Below are 18,976 nucleotides of genomic sequence, written 5' to 3' on the forward strand. Positions count from 1 at the left end.
GTTGCTCGACGCTCTCGCTTCGGCAGCTCTCGACACGGAAAGGGCGGCGCACATGTCTCTCGCCACCCCCAACTCTCTCTCGCCGGAATTGCCTAACGCTTCGTGAGCCTCTTTGTCGCAGCGGATGCAGGTGTAGTGCCAACAGCTATTGCGCGGATTCATTCCTGACGCGTCTGTTCTGCCTGCGGCCGCCTCTGGGCCAAAGTGCTACAAGACCGTTAAGCCTCGATTAACCCTGTTTTTGCCGCCAAACCTTGGATTTGGCGAGTCTTTTAGCGGTTCCGGCCCCGGCCGTCCGCATGATTCTTTCATCACACGCTCTTCTGGAGCCGACCCGACAGCTCGCCAAAACCCTCGATCAGGGCCTCGGTACCGTCGACTTCGGCCATCCGGGCCTTGACGTCACGCAGCCATGCCAAATTGGCCTCGCTGGGGTCCTCCCCCAAGGCCAGCTCGGCGTCCTTCAGCTCTCTAAGTAGTGAATGCCATTGCCGATGCAAGGCAACCAATTGATGCCAGGTGGCAAGAACATCGTCCCGCGCCGCCCCCTCACGGGCGCCCCACACCGCCGCGGTGGTGATTGCGCCTTCAACCCTTTGAAGGACTTGAGAAAATCCACCCTTCGCGAGGTCGCCGCGCATCTTCTCGGCCTGCTCCTCGGGATCCGGCGAGTGGTAATGGTCGTTGACGAAGGCGCCGATAATGGCGGCCCGGAGCTTGTGGGCCTCGGGATGGGCGATCTCCAGGGCAGCCACCTCCTCGAGATGGTCGTGCAGCAGCCAGGGGTGGTTGATCAGGCATTGCAGAATCAGGGCCTCCCGGCGGGAGATGGCGCTCCGCTGTCCGCGCATGATCGGGCTCGCCGCCAGCTGGGGGCTCGCCGCCTGATAGGGCCCCGAGGGCAGCAGGGTCGGCCCGGGCGGGCCGCCGCGGCGGTTTTGGCCACCGAATCGATTCGGCTGCCCCCCGCGGGGCTGGAACGGGCGGCCGCCGCCCTGGCGGAAATTACCCCGGCCGGCAAAGCCGCCGCGCCCGCCATCCGGGGAGAAGGTGCGCTGCAGCCGCTCGACGAAATCGTCGCGATAATAGCGCCGCACCACCTCGTCGCGAATGCCGTTGGACAATTCCTTGATGCGCGCTTCCAGCGCCGCGCGGCGCTCCGGGGTGGCAAAATTGCCGCCCTCGAGCTCGCGCGACCAGAGCATGTCGGCGAGAGGGCGCGCAGCCGCAATCACCTCTTCCATCGCGCCACGGCCGCCGGAGCGCACGAGATCGTCGGGGTCCTGCCCTTCCGGCAGCAGCGCGAAACGAAGACTCTTTCCGGGCGCAAGGAAGGGCAGCGCAAGATCGGCAGCGCGATAGGCCGCCTTCTGTCCGGCACGGTCCCCGTCGAAGCAGAGGATCGGCTCGTCCGCCATCTTCCAGAGCAGCGCGAGCTGGCTTTCGGTGAGCGCAGTACCGAGCGGCGCGACGGCGCCTGAAAAACCCGCGGTGACCATGGCGATGACGTCGACATAGCCTTCGACCACGACCAGCGCGCCACCGTCATGGGTGGCTTTGCGCGCGGTCTGGTGGTTGTAGAGATTGTCGCCCTTGTGGAAGAGCGGCGTCTCCGGCGAGTTCAGGTATTTGGCCGGAACGTCCTTCTCCAGCGCACGCCCGCCGAAGGCGATGACGCGGCCGCGCAGATCGGTGATCGGAAACATCACGCGATCGCGAAAGCGGTCGTAAGGCACGGGAATGTCGTTGCCGGCCACGAGCAGCCCGGTCTCGACCATGTCGTCGACGGAGATTCCGAGCTTGCCGAGATGCTCCTTCAGCGCAAAACGATCGGGCGAGGCATAGCCAAGGCGAAACTGCAATTGCGTCGCCGGCGAGATGGCGCGGTCGGCCAGATAGCCGCGCGCTTTCGCGCCGACGCGTGAGGCCAGCGTCTCCGCGAAATATTTCGCGGCGAGATCCATGACGTCATGCAGCGAGCGCCGCCGCTGCTCCTCGCGCGCCGCGTTGGGCGTCACCGCCGGCAGCGGCAGGCCCGCCATGTTCGCGAGCCGCTCCACCGCTTCGGCAAACGGCAGACCGTCGGTCTCCATCACGAAATTGATGATGTCGCCGTGCTTGCCGGAGGAGAAGTCGTGATAAAAACCCTTCTGGTCGTTGACGTAGAAGGACGGCGTCTTCTCCTGCTGGAACGGCGACAGCCCCTTCCACTCCCGCCCCGCCTTCTTCAGCTTGACGCGCTTGCCCACGACTTCGGAGACCGAAAGCCGGGCACGAAGCTCGTCGAGGAATTGGGGCGTGAAGCGCATGGGGCGAGTTTAGCTGAGCGTTTGAGTCGGGCGAAGGATCAGGGATATAGGCGTGGCTTGCCTAAAAGTCAGGTTTAGGCGGGTTATCCGGGTTATTCGACCTATTCACAGGGCTTCCGTCATCTCCCCGTCATTCCGGGGCGATGCGAAAGCATCGAGCCCGGAATCCATTTCTCCCAGCGTTCCGGCGGCTCAATGGATTCCGGGTTCGCCCTGCGGGGCGCCCCGGAATGACGGGAAAAGCTTGAACCCCGCCCGGTTCCACGCTTCCATACCGCCATGTTCAGGACCTTTCGAGGCGGCCACAGCGGGGGCTGGCGCGTCACCTCGATTTCATCGGTGACGGGCGAGCCCCTGCCCTTCATGCCGGCGCTGTCGGTGACCGACAGCGACGCGGTCTCGTTGCCGCTGGTGCCCTCGCGCAATGCCTGGCGGCTGGTCGGCGTACCCAGCAGCCTGCGCTACACCGAGCGGCCCGAGAAGCAGCAGCTCGTGGCCGTGCAGGCCGGGCTCGGCCGGATGGAGGCCACCAGCGCGGCCCTGATCCCGATCCGCAAGTCGCAGGCCTGGTGGGATCTGACCCAGGAGGAGCGTCGAAAAATCTTCGAAGACAGGTCGCACCACATCGCCAGCAGCCTGCGCTTCCTGCCCGCGATCGCGCGCCAGCTCTATCATTGCCGCGACCTCGGCGAGCCCTTCGATTTCCTGACCTGGTTCGAGTTCGCCCCCGCGGATGCCTCGCTGTTCGAGGAGCTGGTGGCGATGCTGCGGCAGACCGAGGAATGGAGCTATGTCGAGCGCGAGGTCGACGTGCGCGTGGTGAAGGAAGTGCTGTCGGCTTAGAGCGTGATCCGGAAAAGTGCGCAGCGGTTTTCCGACGAGATCACGCTCGAAAAGCAACTAATGGTCGAGGAAGCGTCCCGAGGCGATGCGAGGCAGGTCGGTGACGGGCCAGTTGTAGATGTAGGTCCAGGCCTTCTCGGATGTGCCGTCCGGCAGCGTCACGTCGATCAGCTCGCGCAGATATTCGGTCGGCTCGGGAAAGCCTTCGCCGCAGGCCTCATACATGTCGAGCTCACCCAGCAGCTCGTCTGGCACGCGCAGCTGGAAGAGCTCGCCATGGACGAGGTCGGAGGAGGCGTCCGAGAGCAGCAATCCCGGATAATGCTTGATGAGGAACAGCCGGCCGCGGCAGGTCGCTTCGCCGACGAAGTCCGCGTGCTGCGCAAGCAGCCGCGCCATCGGATGGTCGAAGCCGCGCATCAGGGTGCCGTAGACGAAGAGACGGTTGGAGGTCATGGGTGGTCTATAGCTGTCCATGAGATGGAATGACAGCGCCGCGCCTTCCGTGTCGTCCCGGCGCAGGCCGGGACCCATAACCCCGGGGAGGAATTTTGCGAAGACTGGCAGTGAAGGGCTGACCTGCGGTACTAACACCGGGCGCCAACGTTAGATCACGCGGTATGGGTCCCCGGCCTTCGCCGGGACGACGTTTGGGGGAGCATAGCGCGCTCCTCACCCCACCTTCACCACATCCGCGCCGACCACCTCGTCGCTCACCACCACGAACTTCTTCAGCTCCATCCGGCCGAAGCTCGTCGACAGCGCGACGTCGGCGGCGTCGCGCCCCGTCGCCATCAGGATGCGGCCGATGCGCGGGATGTTGTGGCGGGCGTCGAAGGTGAACCATTGGCCCGAGAGCCAGACCTGAAACCAGCCGGAGAAATCCATCGGGAACGGTTCGGGCGGAATGCCGATGTCGCCCATGTAGCCGGTGCAGTAGCGCGCAGGCATGCCCATGCAGCGGCAGAGCGCGACGGCCAGATGCGCGAAGTCGCGGCAGACGCCGGTCCTCTGCTCGTAGACGTCGTGCGCCGACTTCATGTGATGGGCGTGCTCATAGCCGAAGGTGACGTGCTGATGCACGAACGCGGTGATCGCCGCGACTCGATTCCAACCGGGCTCCGTCTTAGCGAACAGCGACCAGGCGATGTCGGTGAGCTTGTCGGTCTCGCAATAGCGGCTCGGCATCAGATAGAGCAGCAGCTCGTTCGGCAATTGCTCGATCGGGATCTGCTGCGCATCAGGCAGCACCTCGTCGGGCAGGCCGCTGTCGCGCACCAGCGCGCTGCCTTTCAGCGTCACGCCGCCGGCCGGCGCCATGAGGCGACCGCACACATTGCCGAAACTATCGTGATAGAAGCGGATGGGAACGTCGGGCTCGGCAACCACCGTCTCCTTGCCGATGATGTCGGCCTGTCGCGAGGGGTGGATGTTCAGCATGATCACCATCGGTGTGGGCTGCACCGCCGTGTAGGTGATCTCGAAGCCGACCCTGATCTCCATCTACGAAACCTCTGTCTCCATCTCTGCGTCGCTGTCTTGGTCGTCCGAGACTACCTTGATGTTCACGTCCATGACATCGAAGGCCTCCTCGGAGCCGATATAGACGCCGTGCAGCGGGATCGCCTGACGCGGGTCGCGGGCAACCGCGACGCGGATGAGGTCGCGGGTTCCGACGATGCCGTTGGTCGGATCGAACTCGATCCAGCCCGCACTCGGCAGATAGACCTGCACCCAGGCGTGGGTCGAGCCGCCGCCGACATGGCGCTGCGCGATGTCCTCGGGAACGAAGATGTAGCCCGAGACGAAGCGCGCGGCGATGCCGAGCTGGCGCAGCGCCTCGATCATGAACAGCGCATAGTCCCGGCAGGTTCCTGTGCCCGACTGCAAGGTGTCGAGCGGGTGCTGCGTGCCGGGCTCGTGACGCTTGCGGTACTTGAACTGCTTGCGGATGGCGTGCGTCATGCCGCTCAGGATCTTGAAGGTCGGCGTCGGGGCTTCCTCGTCCAGGAAGCCGCGCGCCCACTCTGCGATCTCGCCGTCAGGGTCGGCATATTGCGGCGTGATGTACTGGACGAGATCGGCAAACTCCTCGTCGTCATAGACGAACGGATAGAAATAGGCGGCATCGTCCGCGGTCAGCGCGAACTCGTCGACGGGATTGTGCTCGACGGTGACGTGCCAGTCGAAGGTCAGATGATCCGCGCGCTCGTCGAAACTGGCGATCGCGACCGAGTTGCCGAAGACGTCGTGGATCCAGCGCAGCGACATCGGCTCAGGCGAGATCTCGAGCCTGGAATCGAGCACGCGCAAATCATGCCCGTCGCGCGGACGCAGCATGATGCGGTGTTCGCCGAACGCCACGGGGCGGTTGTAGCGATATTCGGTCTTGTGGTGAATCGTCAGCAGCGGCATCGTCCGGCAATCATGGTGATTTTGGGCGGACCAATCTATACCGATTCCTGCCCAATTTTCGGGGTGACTGCATTTTCCATAGGCAATCAGGATGGCTTTAGACACAGCCGGCGCGGCCGATCAACTGCTCGGTGAGGGGGACATTCCGCCAGTGCATGAGGTGAATGCGGAAGGCACATCGCCCTTTCTGCTCACCTCGGACCATTACGGACGCGCGCTGCCGCGCGCGCTCGGCGATCTCGGCATCCCCGAGAGCGAGCTCGTCAGGCACATCGGCTGGGACATCGGCATCGCCGGCGTCGCCGATCGCCTCGCCAGGATGCTCGATGCGCATCTGATCGCGCAGCGCTATTCGCGGCTGGTGATCGACTGCAACCGTCCGCCCGGCGTGGCAAGCTCGATCCCGGTGATATCAGAGGCGACCACGATCCCCCGCAACGAGGCGATCTCCGATGCCGAGCGCGCCGCGCGGCGGCGCGAGATCTTCGAGCCCTATCATCACCGCATCGATTCCACGATCGGCCGCCGTCTGCACGACAAGCGGCCGACGGTGCTGGTGTCGCTGCACAGCTTCACGCCCGTCTATGCCGGCGTCGCGCGGCCCTGGCACATCGGCGCGCTGTACAATCGCGACACCGTGCTGCCGCGGCTGCTGCTGAAGCATCTGCGCGCCGAGAGCGATCTCGTCGTCGGCGACAACGAGCCCTATGTGGTGAGCGACCTTACCGACTACACCATCCCGGTGCACGGCGAAGCCCGCGGCCTCGTCAACACCGGCATCGAGATCCGCCAGGACCTGATCGCGGACCAGTCCGGCCAGCGGCAATGGGCGGAACGGCTGGCAAGGGTCTTTGCGGAGATCGAGGTGGAGCTGAAGGCAGAGCTGTTGGTGTAGAGCGAGGTGCCGCCACTGCGCACACTACGTTCCCTCCCCCCTTGCGGGGGAGGGTTAGGGAGAGGGGGCCACACGGCACACTCTCTCATGCGAGCAAGAATTCTTCTCGACGACGGCTACACCTTTTGCTGGGCTACCCCTCTCCCCTGCCCTCCCCCGCAAGGGGGGAGGGAGCGCAGCGGGGGACGACGAAGCCGTCAGCCTCCCACTAACCGCCGCGCGTTGCGACGAACAGCGCCAGCGCGGAGAAGATCGCGGCGATGCCCCACAGCACATAGGCCATGCGGCCGTCGCCGCGCGCGTCGAGCGTGGCTTCGGCCGGATTGTCGGGATTGACGCGGACCTCGACGGTCGCGCCATCCTGGTAGCGCGACATCAATTTCTTCAGCATCTCGTCCGAGGCAGACGGCGTTTCTGCCGCGACGCGCGCGCATTCATTGGTGTAGCTGATGTTCTGATGGCGATAGGTGTAGGTCACACGCTTGCCGAACATCTCGAGGCCGCGCGCCTCGCCGGGCTCGCTGGCCTCGTGATACTCCTCGATGCCCGACAGCTTGATCGTGCCCGGCACGACCGGCCAGCGCGTCGCCATCGAGGCCTGCCGCTGCACGCCCCACGCCATCAGCCCGATGACGAGGCCGAACGCACCGAAGGCGACGACGAGGCCCGCAAGATCCGGCCGGCCGATGTGATCGGCGAGATATTGGTAGCTCTGGTTGAGGCCGAAGGCCGAGCCGAAGATGATGGCGAGCACGATCGCCGAACCGATGCCGAGGCAACCCCACAGCCCCTTGGGCAGATCGCGCTCCAGCACGGCCTGATCGGGATGGCGCGGATTGTAATAGACGGTGACGATGCTGCCGGCCGGATATTTCGCCAGCTTCTCGGCGACCTGGAAATTGCCGAGGTCCTCGCCGATCGAGATGCGATCACAGCGCAGCTTGCGGCCGCCGACCGAATATTCGTAAGTGACGTTGGCGAAGTTGCGGCTCTCGGTGCGATAACCGTCCTCGCGCTCGTCGTCGGACACCCTGACCTCGCGCACCTCCGCGACCGAGGTGACGATCTTGCCCGCGGCCTGCGGCCAGCTTCGCGCCTCGCGCGCCTGCCAGGTCTTGACGATGGCGGCAATCAGGATGAGCGCGAGCGGCGCAAGCAGCATCGCGTAAACGAGCGGCGGCAAATTCGGCACGGTCAAAATCCCAGGTCAGCGGCAATGCTTCCTTGGACGCATCGCCACTGCCGGAGGTTCAACCGGGCTAAAGCGCGATGAGATCGAAATGAATCGCCATCGCGCTTTAGGTTGTTGTTTAGGCATGATCTTTTCGGAAAACCGCTACGCACTTTTCCGGATCATGCCTTCGCTCATTTGGCCCTTGTAAGCGCCAGCCAGATACCGCCGCCGATCATGAAGCCGCCGGAGATGCGCGACATCAACCGCGTGCGACGGGCCGAGAAGAATTTTCGCGCGCGCCCGGCGGCGATGGCGTAGAGCGCGTCCGTCATCACGGCCGTGACCATGAAGGTGGCGCCCAGCAGCGCGACCTGCGGAAAGTGCGGCTGGCTCATGTCCATGAACTGCGGGATGAAGGCGCCGAAGAACACCAGCACCTTCGGGTTGGACAGCAGCACCAGGAAGCCTTGCAGGAAGAACCCGCCGCGCGGCGGCGGAGGCGGCGCGTCGACATCGACGCCCTCGACCGGCGCCCAGATCAGCCTGATGCCGAGCCAGACCAGATAGGCCGCGCCGGCAAAGCGCACCCAGTCGAACCAGTAGCCCATGGTCGCCATGAGCGAGGTCAGGCCGATCGCGACGATGCCGATGACGATGGCGAGGCCGGCTTGCGCGCCGGCAACGTTGGTCAGCGCCGCACGCGTGCCATGGCGCAGGCCATTGGCGATGACGAGCGTCACGATCGGACCCGGCAGCAACGCCAGCGCAATGCAGGCGGCGACGAAGGCGAGATAGGCTTGCATGGACATCATGGGGAGGACTCGGCTGAGGGCGGATTGGGGGTATTAATGCATGGGATGGGCGGGAACGGAAGTGAGATGAGTGCGGTGTGCCCGCCCAAGCCGCGGTGTCATACCCCGCGAAGGCGGGGTATCCAGTACGCCGCGGCCTTCCCGTATTCCACGAACGCCTCGGAGTACTGGATCACCCGCCTTCGCGGGTGATGACAGCGGAGGACTTGGCGCGAGCCGCGCCTCCCTCACCTGCCATCGAGCGCAGCCGCCATCCATTGCTTCATCTCCTCCGTTTCCAGGAACACCAGCGCCGCACGCTGCACGGCGTTCGCCTCGCCCGCGCCTTGCGCCACCGCAACCAGCAAATCGCAGCGGCGCGAAAGAGCAATGCCGGCGGCGGCGTGGCGGGCGCCGTCGGGCATGGCGAGGTCGTAGTGCCTGATGCGGCCCTGCATGGCGGCGACATCCACGGCGTGGCCCGGCGCTGCGGGGACAAAGCGTGGACTGATCAGATCGATGTCGGTGACGCGGTCGACCTCGTCGTCATCGGCGACGCCGGTGTCGCAATTGCAGAAGCCGCGCTTGGCGCGGATGTAGAGCTCGGCACCATCGCAGCCGCCCGCGATACAGCGAAACGCGCGGCCCGCGGGCCAGCCATCGCGGGGAAACGGCCGGGCGATCTCCTGCCAACGTCCTGCGCGCTCCGTCTCATCCGCTCGCGCACCGGACAGCACGCCGAGCGCGATCACGGCCGCGATCATCATCGCGCGCCGCATCGTCAGTTCCGGGGCAAACCGGCCACGGCGCGCGCCGGACCTGTCAGTTCGAGAATGTGCAGGCCGGTATTGGCGCGGTCGACGATGTAGACGTAGCCGCGATCATCGGTCTCGACATTGTTGGTCTGGATCGCGACCTTGCAGCGCTCGCCGCCCTCGACCGGAATGCAGCGCTTGTCGGTCGCCGCGGTGATCGCCGGGATGAAATAGCCGACTTCCTTCGGATGATAGGGATCGCGGATATCGAGCGCGCGTACGCCGGCATTGAAGAAGGCGATGAAGGCCATCTTCTTGTAATAGACCGGCGCCATGCTCTCGTTCGACGAATGCGAGCCGAACCGGCCGCCGCGCTGGCAGAACTGCCCGCTCGCCTCCGGCACGGTATAGCTCGAGATCATCATCGGCCGCGTCTCGGTGGTGACATCGGCGAACCACACCATCTGCCGCGCCTCGCCGCATTCGTTGAGGATCGCCTCGTCCACGATCATGACGATGTCACGCGTCTTGCCGTCCTTGTCCTCGGCAAATTCCGCGACCGGCATGTCGAGCATCGGGAACGTCGTATGCGCGCCATTGAAGGCGGACATCGGCATCCGCGCAATCTCGGGAAAGCGGAGATTGTCCGGCGTCGGCTCCTTCGGCCCGGTCAGGAGCTTCTCGCGATCGACGATCTGCAGGATGCCGCCCTTGTTGGTGCCGTAGCCGAAATAGACGCGGTTGCCGTGGGGCCCGGTCGAGATCGGTCCATGCAGCTCGGTCGGCACCGCGCCGGTCGAGCCCGGCTCCTGGCCCGGCAGGCCGAAGTCGCGAATCTTCTGCGGATGCGCGGGATCCGAGAGGTCATAGACCTGCGTCATGCGCCGCGTGCGCCAGTCCGGCGCACCCGAGACCAGAAAGGCGATGCCGGTGTCGCATTCCCACCAGCTCTTGTGCGTGTCCTTCAGGCCGACGATGCGCGTGATGAGCACGGGGCTGGCGGGATCAGTGACGTTCCAGATCTCATGCGCCTCGCTGCCGAAGGTGCGCAGCATGTAGACCGCATTGGGATCGCCCTTCGGCAAGGTCTTGCCGTCGCAGACCCGCACCATCTGCGCGCCGCCGGATTCATACTTGCCTTCCTGCCCCGGCAGATGCCGCAGATATTTTGGACGTGCGGGATCGGTGACGTCGACGATCGAGGTTCCGTTCGGCTCCGCCTGCCCCGTTATCGGATTGACCGGAGCGGGCACGTCGTCGGTGCCGCCGTGATGGCCGATATAGGCGATCCAGCGATCGCCCTGATGATGGATGGTCGGCTGATAGGCGCTGCGCGCCTGGAGGTCGTTGGTGCCGACCAGCTTCATGTTGGAAGCTTCCGGCGACGCGCCGATCGTCTGCTTCTGCGCGTAGACGAAGGTGCTGCAGGCGAAAAGAACGAGGCCTGCGGCAGTCAAGACGCAACGGAACATCAATGTCCTCCCAGGAACCAATCTGCGTTGGCTGAGATGAAAGGCTAACACGGTCGATCCGGCGGCCCAAAGACACCATCTTGACATGCAACCATTTGGTTGCCTATTATCGTTGCCATGGATGAGGTCTTCAAAGCGCTGGCGGACGCATCGAGACGGTCGCTGCTGGACAGGCTTCACGCCAGGAACGGCCAGACGCTGAACGAGCTTTGCGAAGGCCTCGCGATGACGCGGCAGGCCGTCACCAAGCACCTTGCCATTCTCGAAGAGGCCAATCTGGTCACGACCTTCAAGCATGGCCGCGAGAAGCTGCACTACCTCAACCCGGTGCCGATCCATCAGATCGGCGAGCGCTGGATCAAGAAATTCGAGCGCGGCAAGCTCGCCGCGCTCGGGGAGTTGAAACGTCAGTTGGAGAAACGCGATGAGTAAACCGAGCTATGTCTACGTGACCTATATCGAGACCTCTCCCGAAGCGCTTTGGCAGGCCCTCACCGACGGCGATTTCACAGAGCGCTACTGGTTCGGCCACCGCATTGCTTCCGACTGGAAGGAAGGCGCATCCTACCGCTTCACCAACAATGGCAGTCCGACGATCGAAGGCGAGGTCATCACCTGCGATCCGACGCGGCGGCTCGCCTATAGCTGGCACAATCGCAAGCCCGAGGCCGCGGGCGAGGGCATCTCGCGCGTCACCTTCGATCTCGAACCGCGCGGCAAGGTCGTCAAGCTGACCGTCACCCATGACGAACTCGGCGAGGACGGCAAGACCCTGCGCGACATCTCCGGCGGCTGGCCGATGGTGCTGTCGAACCTGAAGAGCCTGCTCGAGACCGGCCACACCATCGGAATCGTGCCGCCGACCTATTCGACGAAGGACGCTGCGTGATGACCCGGCCCGAATTCATCTACGTCACCTATATCGAGACCACGCCGGAAAAGCTCTGGGAGGCGCTGACGTCGAGCGAGTTCACCAGGCAGTACTGGTTCGATACCGAAGTCAGGTCCGACTGGAAGGTCGGCTCGCCCTTCGCCCTCGTGATGGGCGGCAAGGTCACGGACACCGGCGAGATCCTCGAGGCCGAACGGCCGCGGCGGCTTTCCTATACGTTCAAGCACGAGCTGATGGAGGAGATGCGGAACGAAGCGGCAACGAAGGTCGTTTTCACCATCGTGCCCTACGGCAATCTCGTGAAGCTGACCGTGACGCACGAAGGCTTTGCCGCAGGCAGCAAGCTGCTCGACGGCATCTCCAAGGGCTGGCCCGCGATCCTGTCCGGGCTCAAGAGCCTGCTGGAGACCGGCAAGGCGCCGGCAATCCCGCCTGCAGCACTCGACATCGAAGGGTTCGCGTGATGAACCTCGACCAGTTCAAGCCGCTCACGGTCTACACCATCTATATCGCCTCGACGCCGGAGAAGGTGTGGGAGGCGCTGACCTCGGCCGAATTCAGCAAGCAGTATTTCTTCGGCAACGCCGTGGAGGTCGAGCCGCGGCTCGGCGGCGCGTTCATCGTGCGCACGCCCGATGGCGCGCTGCACATCAGCGGCGAGGTTCTCGCCTACGATCCGCCGCGAAAGCTCTCCGTCACCTTCAACGTCAATTGGCCGGACCTGATCGAAAAGCTCGGCCCGACGCTCGTGACCTACGAGATCGAACAGGTCGGCGATGCGGTGCGTCTCACCATGAGCGAAGGCCATGACCGGCCGCTCAGCGACGACATCCTCGCAGGCGGACGGCAGGGTTGGCCGGCGATCCTCTCCAGCCTCAAGAGCGTGCTCGAGACCGGCAAGCCGCTGGTGGTGAAAATGGGCCCGCCGCAGCGGATGCTCGATGCGCTGAAGGCGATGGGGATCAAGACGCCGTAGGCGAGACGAGGGTCTGTCTCCGCGAACTCGATATCGTAGGGTGGGCAAAGGCGCACTTGCGCCGTGCCCACCACTGACCCAATACAGCACAGACGCGGTGGGCACGCTTCGCTTTGCCCACCCTACGGCACTGAGTCGCCCCGGCCTGCGCCGGGACGACTATGGGGCCGGCACGACCAGCCGCCGATACAGATGCCACGTCGCGTGCCCGAGCACCGGCAGCGTCACGATCAGCCCGAGAAAATACGGCAGCGCCGAGACGACCAGCAGCATCACGATCACGGCGGCCCAGCCGATCATCGGCAGCGGGCTCGTCACCACCGCACGCACGCTCGTCACCATCGCCGTGACGAAATCGACCTCGCGATCGAGCAGCAGCGGAAACGACACCACGGTCAGCGAGAACAGGATCAGCGACAGCACGGCGCCGACCGCGTTGCCGATGGCGAGGAACAGCAGGCCCTCGTTGGTCGTCAGCACCACCGTCATGAATTCCTGCAGGCTCGAGAACGAGGCGTGCAGGCCGAGCAGCAGCGCGATCAGGAGCCGCACCTGGTACATCCAGATCACGAACACGAACAGCGTGACGAACGCCATCCAACCGATCTCGCTGCGCGAGCGGACCGCCGACCAGATCGCACCGAACGACACCGGCTCGCCGCGCTCGCGGCGACGGCTGACTTCGTAGAGGCCGATCGCCACGAAGGGGCCGATCAGCGCGAAGCCGGCAGCCAGGGGATAGACCAGATAGACCATGCCGAAGGCGGTGAGGCAGAGCATGATGGCGATGCCGCCGGCGGCGTAGAGCGCGCCGAAGCAAAGCCCGTAGAAAGGCAGCGCCTGGAAGTCGCGCAGGCCCTCGACCAGGGCCTCGGCGATGTCAGTTGCCACCACGGGACGAACGACCGGATCGACCTTGCCCGAGATGGACATCAGCTTCCTCCTCATTTACCGGCACGATCTTCGTCGCACGCGACCTCGATGTTACTGCCCTTCGCCGCCGCGCGCACGCGCGAGTTGATCACGGGTTGACGGTATTGGAGGAAGCCCGACAGCGGCTCGTCGCCCTGGCCCACCCGCCACGCGTGTATGTCAAAATCTTTCCTCGCTTTTCGGCACCATGCCTATGGACGGAGCGGAGGGCGGTGCCGCAAATTGTACCTCCGCCCCCAACGCGCGATGACCAGAGCGGACCATTCGAACGATGAGCTTGCATACCCGGCTACTGATTCTCGTCATCGCGGCCATGCTGGTGCCCGCGGGCCTCGTCGGCTTGCGCTTCATGCAGAACCGCAGCAGCGACATCAACGCCGCCCTGACCAATCTGGCGGCGGCCGCCGACGAGATTGCAGGCGACCTGGACGAAAAGATCCGGGGCACCGCGCAGCTTCACTACGGTCTCGCCCGTGCCCGCGACCTCGACACGCGCGACAAGGCGGCGTGCTCGGCGTTCCTGTCGGAAGTGCGCGAGGAATACCCGCAGTTCACCGGAATATTGACCATCGACCCCGATGGCAGCCTGTTCTGCGACTCGCTGCGGACCAACCGCAGCCTCGATCTCCGGGACCGCGCCTATTTCAAGCAGGCTTTGGCCTCGAACCGCGTCGTGCTCGAACCGGTCTTCGGCCGGCTGACTGGAATCTCGGTGCTCCAGATCGCCTATCCGGTGCGGACGGACGCGGGCGCGCTGAAGCTGATCCTGCTGGCTTCGTTCAACCTGCGCAAATTCGCGGAGTTTCACCACAAGCGCCTGCTCGGCGAGAAGGATATCCTGCTCGTCGACGGCAAGGGCACGGTTCTGGTCGCACCCTCGGGCGCAGGCTGGACCGAGCCCGTCGGCGGGTCGATCGCCGGATCCGAACTGTTTCGCTTCGCGGCAACGCCCGACCGGGAGTCCGTTCACGAGGTCACCGATCGCGAGGGCCGCACCCATGTCTGGAGTGTCGCCGCCCGCTCGCCGTCGACCCGGGATGCCGGTCTCTACATCCTGGTCGGACGGTCCAAGGACGGGCTGGTCGCGGCGGCGAACCGCCGGCTCTACGAGGACCTGGCGATCCTGACGGTGGCCTCGCTGCTGCTGCTGGCGGCGGTCTGGATTCTCGCGACCGTGAGCGTCGGGCGCCAGGTCGGACGGCTCGCCGCGATGGCGAAGAATCTCGGGCGCGGCGATCTCAGCGCGCGCATTCCGCCGCCCCATCCGGGCGGCGAGCTCGGCGGGCTGATGACCCTGCTCAACGACACCGCCGAGTCGCTGCAGCAGCAACGCGCCGCCATCGCCGAACTCAACCAGAAGCTCAGCCAGTCGCAGAAGATGGAAGCCATGGGCCAGCTCACCGGCGGCGTGGCGCATGATTTCAACAATCTCCTCACCGTCATTCTCGGCAATTCGGAGCATCTTGCCGACCAGCTGGCAGGCAACAAGGAATTGCACCGGATCGCTGGCGACATCGCGACCGCCGCCGAGCGCGGCTCTGATCTGACGCGGAGCCTGCTCGCCTTCGCGCGCAAGCAGCCCTTAAGGCCGCGCGACATCGACATCGCCGGCAAGCTGCTCAACATGGAGCCGTTGCTGCGTCGAACCCTGGGCGAGCACATCGAGTGCACCTTCGCGCTCGATGCGGATTTATGGATGACCAGCGTCGATCCCGGCCAGCTGGCGACTGCGCTGCTCAACCTCGTGCTCAACGCGCGCGACGCTTTGCCCGACGGCGGCAAGCTGACGGTCGAGGCGCGCAACATCTCGCTCGGCGAATCCGACCTCGACGTCAACGGCGAACCGCGGCCGGGCGACTACGTCATGGTGGCCGTGACCGACACCGGCACCGGCATGACCGCCGAGGTGGCGAGCCGCGCCTTCGAGCCGTTCTTCACCACCAAGGAGGTCGGCAAGGGGACCGGGCTCGGCCTCAGCATGGTCTACGGCTTCGTGCGACAGTCCGGCGGCCTGGTGCAGATGCAGTCCGAACCGGGACACGGCAGCGTCGTCAGGCTCTTCTTTCCTCGTCTTGCGACGCCGCCGGCCGAGGATCCATTGCCGGCAGAGCGGATCGCGGCACACGATGGAAGCGAGACCATTCTCGTCGTCGAGGACGACGACATGGTGCGAGCCTATGTCGAGAACGAGCTGAAGGCGCTGGGCTACCGCGTCATCGCGCGGTCGAATGGTCCCGCGGCACTGGACCTGTTGCGCCAGCGCGGGGACATCGATTTGCTGTTCACCGACGTCGTGATGCCCGGCGGCATGTTCGGGCCAGAGCTTGCGCGGCAAGCAACGGCGCTGCGGCCCGGGCTCAAGGTGCTCTTCACCTCCGGCTACACGCAGGATCCCGTCAAGACGCCCGACGGAATCGGCGACGCCCGCATCCTGACAAAGCCGTTCCGGCGCAAGGATCTCGCCGCGATGCTGCGTGCCGCCCTGTCGGCGCCGTCGCGATAATCAGGACGAGAAGGCGAGCTGGAGCGCCACGCCGAGATTGGCCGCGAACAGCGCCGCGTCGATGACGAAGATCCGGAGCATCGGCCCCTTCAACACCGGCCAGTAGGCCACCCCGACGCGTCCGCCGCGCATCAAGACCGGAAGGTTATAGGCGAACTGGCTGAAATGGCAGGCGGAGAAGAACAGGAACAGCACGAGCTGCGCCTGCACGGGCTGGAAGAAAACCGGCCGCGCGGCCAGAAGATAGAACGACAACAGCCCGATCGGCAGGTTCATCCCGCCGAGAAACGCGACGCTCGCCGCCAGCGTCGGCGCGATCGGATTGCCGCGCTCTTCCCGCGGCAGCAATATCTTCAGCGTGTTGCGTTGGGCGATGCTGAACTGGATGAAGGCTCCGACGAACCAGAGCGAGTTGAGAAGCAGAACGATATCCGAAAGACGCATGGCTATTTTCCGTAAAAGGCTTCGCTGCGGATCACACGGCCCGCGGCGTCGAAGTCCATGAACTCGCTGGCGCGCGTGCCGCCCAATTGCCACCACACGGTCAGCCGCGCGATCACCTCGTCCCAGCTCCAGCCCAGGATCTTCAGGTCCGCGCTTTCGATGTGGCCATAGGCCTGCCGCCAATAGGCGCGGATGTTCTCCGCGCCCGCGACAACGGGGGAGCCTGTCAGTTCGAGCGCCAGCGGACTGCGCATCTGCGCATCATCGGCGAAATGCGCGACGACCGCGTCGATGTCGACCTTGCACCAGCTCGCATGCCATGCGGCGACGAAACGTTCGGCCGCCGCGCGATCCATCTTCCCTGCGCTCATGGCAGAGCCCTCCCCTGGCCCGTTGGCCGGGAAAGTGGCAAAGCCGCGCTCTCATGTCAACTATGTTGACTTGAGAAGCCGTCAGTTGTTGTCGGCGATCGCCTCCATGACGGCCATCCAGGCCGCCGTGCCAGACGCCCCGGCGCGCTCGAACGCCTGGCGCATGACCTTGCGCTCGTGGTCCGACGCCCTTTGCTCGATGCGCTGCCCCGCGGCCGTCAGGCGCAGCAGCTTCGAGCGATGCTGCTCGGGCGCGCGCTTCGACGTCAGGAGCTTGCGCTCGAGCAGCAAATTAAGCGGCCGGTTCAGGGCCTGCTTGGAAATGCCGAGGACCTCGATCAGCGCGCCGATCGCGATATCGGGCCGGCGCGCCACGACGTAGAGGATACGATGGTGCGGGCGCGACAGGCCCTGCTTGGCGAGATAGTCGTCGGCCTCCAGCGTCATCCCGCGCCAGCCGTAATACATCAGCTCCAGCGCCGCATCGAGCTCGTGCAGCTTCGCAAGCGAGGCGCGATGCAGCCCCGCGGCCTGAGACGTCTTCGACATGGAAAAGCCTAACCCCTCGCCCGCAACTCGCGCCGCAGCACCTTGCCCGTGGCCGTCATCGGCAGCGTCTCGGCGAACTCCACATAGCGCGGATATTCGTGCGCGGCGAGCTGCACCTTCACGAACTCCTGGATCTCGCGCGCGAGCGCGTCGCTGCCGGTAAAGCCCGGGCGCAGCACGATCCAGGCCTTGATCGACTCGGTGCGGATCGGATCGGGGATGCCGACCACGGCGGCCATCGCCACCGAGGGGTGTTTCATCAGCGTATGCTCGATCTCGGACGGGCCGACGCGGTAGCCGGCCGTGGTGATGACATCGTCCTCGCGGCTGACGTACCAGAAATAGCCGTCCTCGTCCTGCACGCCGAGATCGCCGGTGAGCAGGAATTCGCCGGCATATTTCTTCGCCGTCGCCTCCGGATTGCGCCAGTATTCGAGCATGGTAACCGGACACGGCTGGCGCACGCCGATGATGCCGCGCTGACCGCGCGGCAATTCCTCGCCCTTGTCGTTGACGATGCGGACATCGAAGCCCGGCGTCGCCTTGCCCATCGAACCCGGCCGGATCGGAAAGAGATTCGAGTTGCTGCCGATCACGAGATTGCACTCGGTCTGGCCGAACACTTCGTGCGCGTCGATGCCAAAAGTCTCGCGCACCCAGCCCAAGAGTTCGCCGCCGAGGGATTCACCGCCGGTGAAGATGCTGCGCAGCCTGACGCCGGGGTGCTTCACACCGGCCTGCCGCATCAGCTTGAGCGCCGTCGGCGGCAGGAAGACGTTGCGCACGGAGAGATCGGCCATCATCTGCATCGCCGCCTGCGGCTCGAATTTTCGCGCGCGATGGCCGACCAGCGGGATGCCGTGATACCAGAATGCCAGCAGGCCGTTGACGAGGCCGCCGATCCAGGCCCAGTCCGCCGGCGTCCACATGAGATCGCCGGGGCGCGGCAGGAAGTTGTGACACATCTCCACATTCGGCAGATGGCCGAGCACGACGCGATGCGCATGCAGCGCACCCTTCGGATTGCCCGTGGTGCCCGAGGTGTAGATGATCAGCGCGGGATCGTCGGCCGAGGTGTCGACGTTTGCAAAATCCTCGGACGCGGTTTCGATCGCGGACCAGAACGGCTTTGCGCCGGCGTGGACGGCGCCGCTCGTGACATAGATGTCCTGCAAATAGGGCAGCCGATCGCGGATCTTCGTGAGCTTCTCCCAGCCAGCCTCATCAGTGATGATGGCTCTTGCCTGCGAATTCGACAGGCGGAATTCGAGTGCGTCCTCGCCGAACAGGGCAAACAGCGGGATCGAGATCAGCGCGGAGCGGAACGCCGCCATATGCGCGATCGGGAGTTCCAGCGACTGTGACAGGAACACCGCGACACGATCACCGCGGACCAGCCCGTCCGCCTTCAGCACATTGGCGAACCGGCGCGACATGTCCGCGATCTCGTCGAAGGAGGTGCGGCTGGTGGCGCCGTTCTCGTCGACATAGATCAGCGCGAGGCGGCCGGTGCCGTCGGCATGGCGGTCGCAGCACGCCTCCGCCATGTTGAAGCGCGCCGGGACGTCCCAGCGGAAGTTGCGGATGAGTTCGTCATAGGTCTTGGCTTCGGTGAGCATCGGCTTGGTCGTTTTCCCGGTGTCTTGTTGTTATG

General features: G+C 65.0%; 20 protein-coding genes. 7 read left to right on the forward strand and 13 right to left on the reverse strand.

Annotation, left to right across the window (positions count from 1 at the left end; translation table 11 throughout):
* Positions 1-311 precede the first annotated feature (311 nt).
* On the reverse strand, positions 312-2,309 hold the full coding sequence (gene dnaG / locus JQ603_RS18995; RefSeq protein ID WP_212341685.1) for a DNA primase: 1,998 nt from the start codon (positions 2,307-2,309) through the stop codon (positions 312-314).
* Between the two features lie 279 nt (positions 2,310-2,588).
* Here dnaG and JQ603_RS19000 point away from each other — a divergent pair, with 279 nt between their 5' ends.
* On the forward strand, positions 2,589-3,152 hold the full coding sequence (locus JQ603_RS19000; RefSeq protein ID WP_212341686.1) for a chlorite dismutase family protein: 564 nt from the start codon (positions 2,589-2,591) through the stop codon (positions 3,150-3,152).
* Positions 3,153-3,209: 57 nt separating this feature from the next.
* On the opposite strand, the gene JQ603_RS19005 is transcribed toward JQ603_RS19000, so the two are convergent.
* From JQ603_RS19005 to JQ603_RS19015, 3 genes are all read right to left on the reverse strand, one after another.
* Positions 3,210-3,608, reverse strand: coding sequence for a gamma-glutamylcyclotransferase family protein (locus tag JQ603_RS19005; RefSeq protein ID WP_212341687.1), 399 nt, complete (start codon positions 3,606-3,608; stop codon positions 3,210-3,212).
* A 216-nt stretch (positions 3,609-3,824) separates the two neighbouring features.
* Positions 3,825-4,655 carry a transglutaminase-like domain-containing protein gene (locus tag JQ603_RS19010; protein WP_212341688.1) on the reverse strand — a complete coding sequence of 277 codons (831 nt, stop codon included), beginning with the start codon at positions 4,653-4,655 and terminating at the stop codon, positions 3,825-3,827.
* The gene (locus tag JQ603_RS19015; RefSeq protein WP_212341689.1) at positions 4,656-5,567 is read right to left on the reverse strand and encodes a transglutaminase family protein; all 912 of its coding nucleotides are present in this window, start codon (positions 5,565-5,567) and stop codon (positions 4,656-4,658) included.
* Positions 5,568-5,658: 91 nt separating this feature from the next.
* Between JQ603_RS19015 and JQ603_RS19020 the strand changes: the two genes are divergently transcribed.
* Positions 5,659-6,462: an N-formylglutamate amidohydrolase gene (locus tag JQ603_RS19020; RefSeq protein WP_212341690.1), complete on the forward strand. Its 804-nt coding sequence runs from the start codon at positions 5,659-5,661 to the stop codon at positions 6,460-6,462.
* A gap of 208 nt (positions 6,463-6,670) precedes the next feature.
* Here JQ603_RS19020 and JQ603_RS19025 read toward each other — a convergent pair whose 3' ends face one another.
* The 4 genes from JQ603_RS19025 to JQ603_RS19040 form a co-directional block, all read right to left on the reverse strand.
* Positions 6,671-7,654: a DUF3592 domain-containing protein gene (locus tag JQ603_RS19025; protein ID WP_212341691.1), complete on the reverse strand. Its 984-nt coding sequence runs from the start codon at positions 7,652-7,654 to the stop codon at positions 6,671-6,673.
* A 173-nt stretch (positions 7,655-7,827) separates the two neighbouring features.
* Entirely contained in the window at positions 7,828-8,448 is a 621-nt protein-coding gene (locus JQ603_RS19030) for a LysE family translocator (RefSeq protein WP_212341692.1), read from the reverse strand.
* A 227-nt stretch (positions 8,449-8,675) separates the two neighbouring features.
* Positions 8,676-9,206 carry a hypothetical protein gene (locus tag JQ603_RS19035; protein WP_212341694.1) on the reverse strand — a complete coding sequence of 177 codons (531 nt, stop codon included), beginning with the start codon at positions 9,204-9,206 and terminating at the stop codon, positions 8,676-8,678.
* Between the two features lie 2 nt (positions 9,207-9,208).
* A complete protein-coding gene (locus tag JQ603_RS19040; RefSeq protein ID WP_212341695.1) occupies positions 9,209-10,654 on the reverse strand; it encodes an LVIVD repeat-containing protein in 1,446 nt (481 codons plus the stop codon).
* A 117-nt stretch (positions 10,655-10,771) separates the two neighbouring features.
* On the opposite strand from JQ603_RS19040, the gene JQ603_RS19045 reads away from it, so the two are divergent.
* Genes JQ603_RS19045 through JQ603_RS19060 form a run of 4 tightly spaced genes read left to right on the forward strand, consistent with a single transcriptional unit; the run spans position 10,772 to position 12,522 of the window.
* On the forward strand, positions 10,772-11,086 hold the full coding sequence (locus JQ603_RS19045) for an ArsR/SmtB family transcription factor (RefSeq protein ID WP_212341696.1): 315 nt from the start codon (positions 10,772-10,774) through the stop codon (positions 11,084-11,086).
* On the forward strand, positions 11,079-11,543 hold the full coding sequence (locus JQ603_RS19050; RefSeq protein ID WP_212341697.1) for an SRPBCC family protein: 465 nt from the start codon (positions 11,079-11,081) through the stop codon (positions 11,541-11,543). The genes JQ603_RS19045 and JQ603_RS19050 overlap by 8 nt, the downstream gene beginning before the upstream one ends.
* Positions 11,543-12,010: an SRPBCC family protein gene (locus JQ603_RS19055; protein WP_212341698.1), complete on the forward strand. Its 468-nt coding sequence runs from the start codon at positions 11,543-11,545 to the stop codon at positions 12,008-12,010. Before JQ603_RS19050 ends, JQ603_RS19055 begins: the two co-directional genes overlap by 1 nt.
* Entirely contained in the window at positions 12,010-12,522 is a 513-nt protein-coding gene (locus JQ603_RS19060; RefSeq protein WP_212342435.1) for an SRPBCC family protein, read from the forward strand. The genes JQ603_RS19055 and JQ603_RS19060 overlap by 1 nt, the downstream gene beginning before the upstream one ends.
* Positions 12,523-12,681: 159 nt before the next feature.
* On the opposite strand, the gene JQ603_RS19065 is transcribed toward JQ603_RS19060, so the two are convergent.
* Positions 12,682-13,455, reverse strand: a complete 774-nt coding sequence (locus JQ603_RS19065) for a DUF2189 domain-containing protein (RefSeq protein WP_212341699.1) — start codon at positions 13,453-13,455, stop codon at positions 12,682-12,684.
* A gap of 271 nt (positions 13,456-13,726) precedes the next feature.
* Between JQ603_RS19065 and JQ603_RS19070 the strand changes: the two genes are divergently transcribed.
* The gene (locus JQ603_RS19070) at positions 13,727-15,958 is read left to right on the forward strand and encodes an ATP-binding protein (protein ID WP_212341700.1); all 2,232 of its coding nucleotides are present in this window, start codon (positions 13,727-13,729) and stop codon (positions 15,956-15,958) included.
* Here JQ603_RS19070 and JQ603_RS19075 read toward each other — a convergent pair whose 3' ends face one another.
* From JQ603_RS19075 to JQ603_RS19090, 4 genes are all read right to left on the reverse strand, one after another.
* Complete coding sequence (locus JQ603_RS19075) at positions 15,959-16,402, reverse strand: hypothetical protein (RefSeq protein ID WP_212341702.1); 444 nt, start codon at positions 16,400-16,402, stop codon at positions 15,959-15,961. It abuts the gene before it with no gap.
* Between the two features lie 2 nt (positions 16,403-16,404).
* Entirely contained in the window at positions 16,405-16,773 is a 369-nt protein-coding gene (locus tag JQ603_RS19080; RefSeq protein ID WP_212341704.1) for a YybH family protein, read from the reverse strand.
* 81 nt (positions 16,774-16,854) lie between these two features.
* Positions 16,855-17,322, reverse strand: coding sequence for a MarR family winged helix-turn-helix transcriptional regulator (locus tag JQ603_RS19085; RefSeq protein ID WP_212341706.1), 468 nt, complete (start codon positions 17,320-17,322; stop codon positions 16,855-16,857).
* Positions 17,323-17,330: 8 nt separating this feature from the next.
* Complete coding sequence (locus tag JQ603_RS19090; RefSeq protein WP_212341708.1) at positions 17,331-18,941, reverse strand: acyl-CoA synthetase; 1,611 nt, start codon at positions 18,939-18,941, stop codon at positions 17,331-17,333.
* Positions 18,942-18,976 lie beyond the last annotated feature (35 nt).

The sequence above is a fragment of the Bradyrhizobium liaoningense genome, assembly GCF_018130825.1.
GTDB lineage: Bacteria > Pseudomonadota > Alphaproteobacteria > Rhizobiales > Xanthobacteraceae > Bradyrhizobium > Bradyrhizobium liaoningense_B.

Bases quoted from the DNA above. Each gene is read 5' to 3' on its own strand.
- JQ603_RS19085 (WP_212341706.1), bottom strand. From the start codon at position 17,322: ATGTCGAAGACGTCTCAGGCCGCGGGGCTGCATCGCGCCTCGCTTGCG.
- JQ603_RS19035 (WP_212341694.1), bottom strand. From the start codon at position 9,206: ATGCGGCGCGCGATGATGATCGCGGCCGTGATCGCGCTCGGCGTGCTG.
- JQ603_RS19080 (WP_212341704.1), bottom strand. From the start codon at position 16,773: ATGAGCGCAGGGAAGATGGATCGCGCGGCGGCCGAACGTTTCGTCGCC.
- JQ603_RS19055 (WP_212341698.1), top strand. From the start codon at position 11,543: ATGACCCGGCCCGAATTCATCTACGTCACCTATATCGAGACCACGCCG.
- JQ603_RS19045 (WP_212341696.1), top strand. From the start codon at position 10,772: ATGGATGAGGTCTTCAAAGCGCTGGCGGACGCATCGAGACGGTCGCTG.
- JQ603_RS19020 (WP_212341690.1), top strand. From the start codon at position 5,659: ATGGCTTTAGACACAGCCGGCGCGGCCGATCAACTGCTCGGTGAGGGG.
- JQ603_RS19070 (WP_212341700.1), top strand. From the start codon at position 13,727: ATGAGCTTGCATACCCGGCTACTGATTCTCGTCATCGCGGCCATGCTG.
- JQ603_RS19000 (WP_212341686.1), top strand. From the start codon at position 2,589: ATGTTCAGGACCTTTCGAGGCGGCCACAGCGGGGGCTGGCGCGTCACC.
- JQ603_RS19010 (WP_212341688.1), bottom strand. From the start codon at position 4,655: ATGGAGATCAGGGTCGGCTTCGAGATCACCTACACGGCGGTGCAGCCC.
- dnaG (WP_212341685.1), bottom strand. From the start codon at position 2,309: ATGCGCTTCACGCCCCAATTCCTCGACGAGCTTCGTGCCCGGCTTTCG.
- JQ603_RS19060 (WP_212342435.1), top strand. From the start codon at position 12,010: ATGAACCTCGACCAGTTCAAGCCGCTCACGGTCTACACCATCTATATC.
- JQ603_RS19030 (WP_212341692.1), bottom strand. From the start codon at position 8,448: ATGATGTCCATGCAAGCCTATCTCGCCTTCGTCGCCGCCTGCATTGCG.
- JQ603_RS19090 (WP_212341708.1), bottom strand. From the start codon at position 18,941: ATGCTCACCGAAGCCAAGACCTATGACGAACTCATCCGCAACTTCCGC.
- JQ603_RS19040 (WP_212341695.1), bottom strand. From the start codon at position 10,654: ATGTTCCGTTGCGTCTTGACTGCCGCAGGCCTCGTTCTTTTCGCCTGC.
- JQ603_RS19075 (WP_212341702.1), bottom strand. From the start codon at position 16,402: ATGCGTCTTTCGGATATCGTTCTGCTTCTCAACTCGCTCTGGTTCGTC.
- JQ603_RS19050 (WP_212341697.1), top strand. From the start codon at position 11,079: ATGAGTAAACCGAGCTATGTCTACGTGACCTATATCGAGACCTCTCCC.
- JQ603_RS19005 (WP_212341687.1), bottom strand. From the start codon at position 3,608: ATGACCTCCAACCGTCTCTTCGTCTACGGCACCCTGATGCGCGGCTTC.
- JQ603_RS19015 (WP_212341689.1), bottom strand. From the start codon at position 5,567: ATGCCGCTGCTGACGATTCACCACAAGACCGAATATCGCTACAACCGC.
- JQ603_RS19065 (WP_212341699.1), bottom strand. From the start codon at position 13,455: ATGTCCATCTCGGGCAAGGTCGATCCGGTCGTTCGTCCCGTGGTGGCA.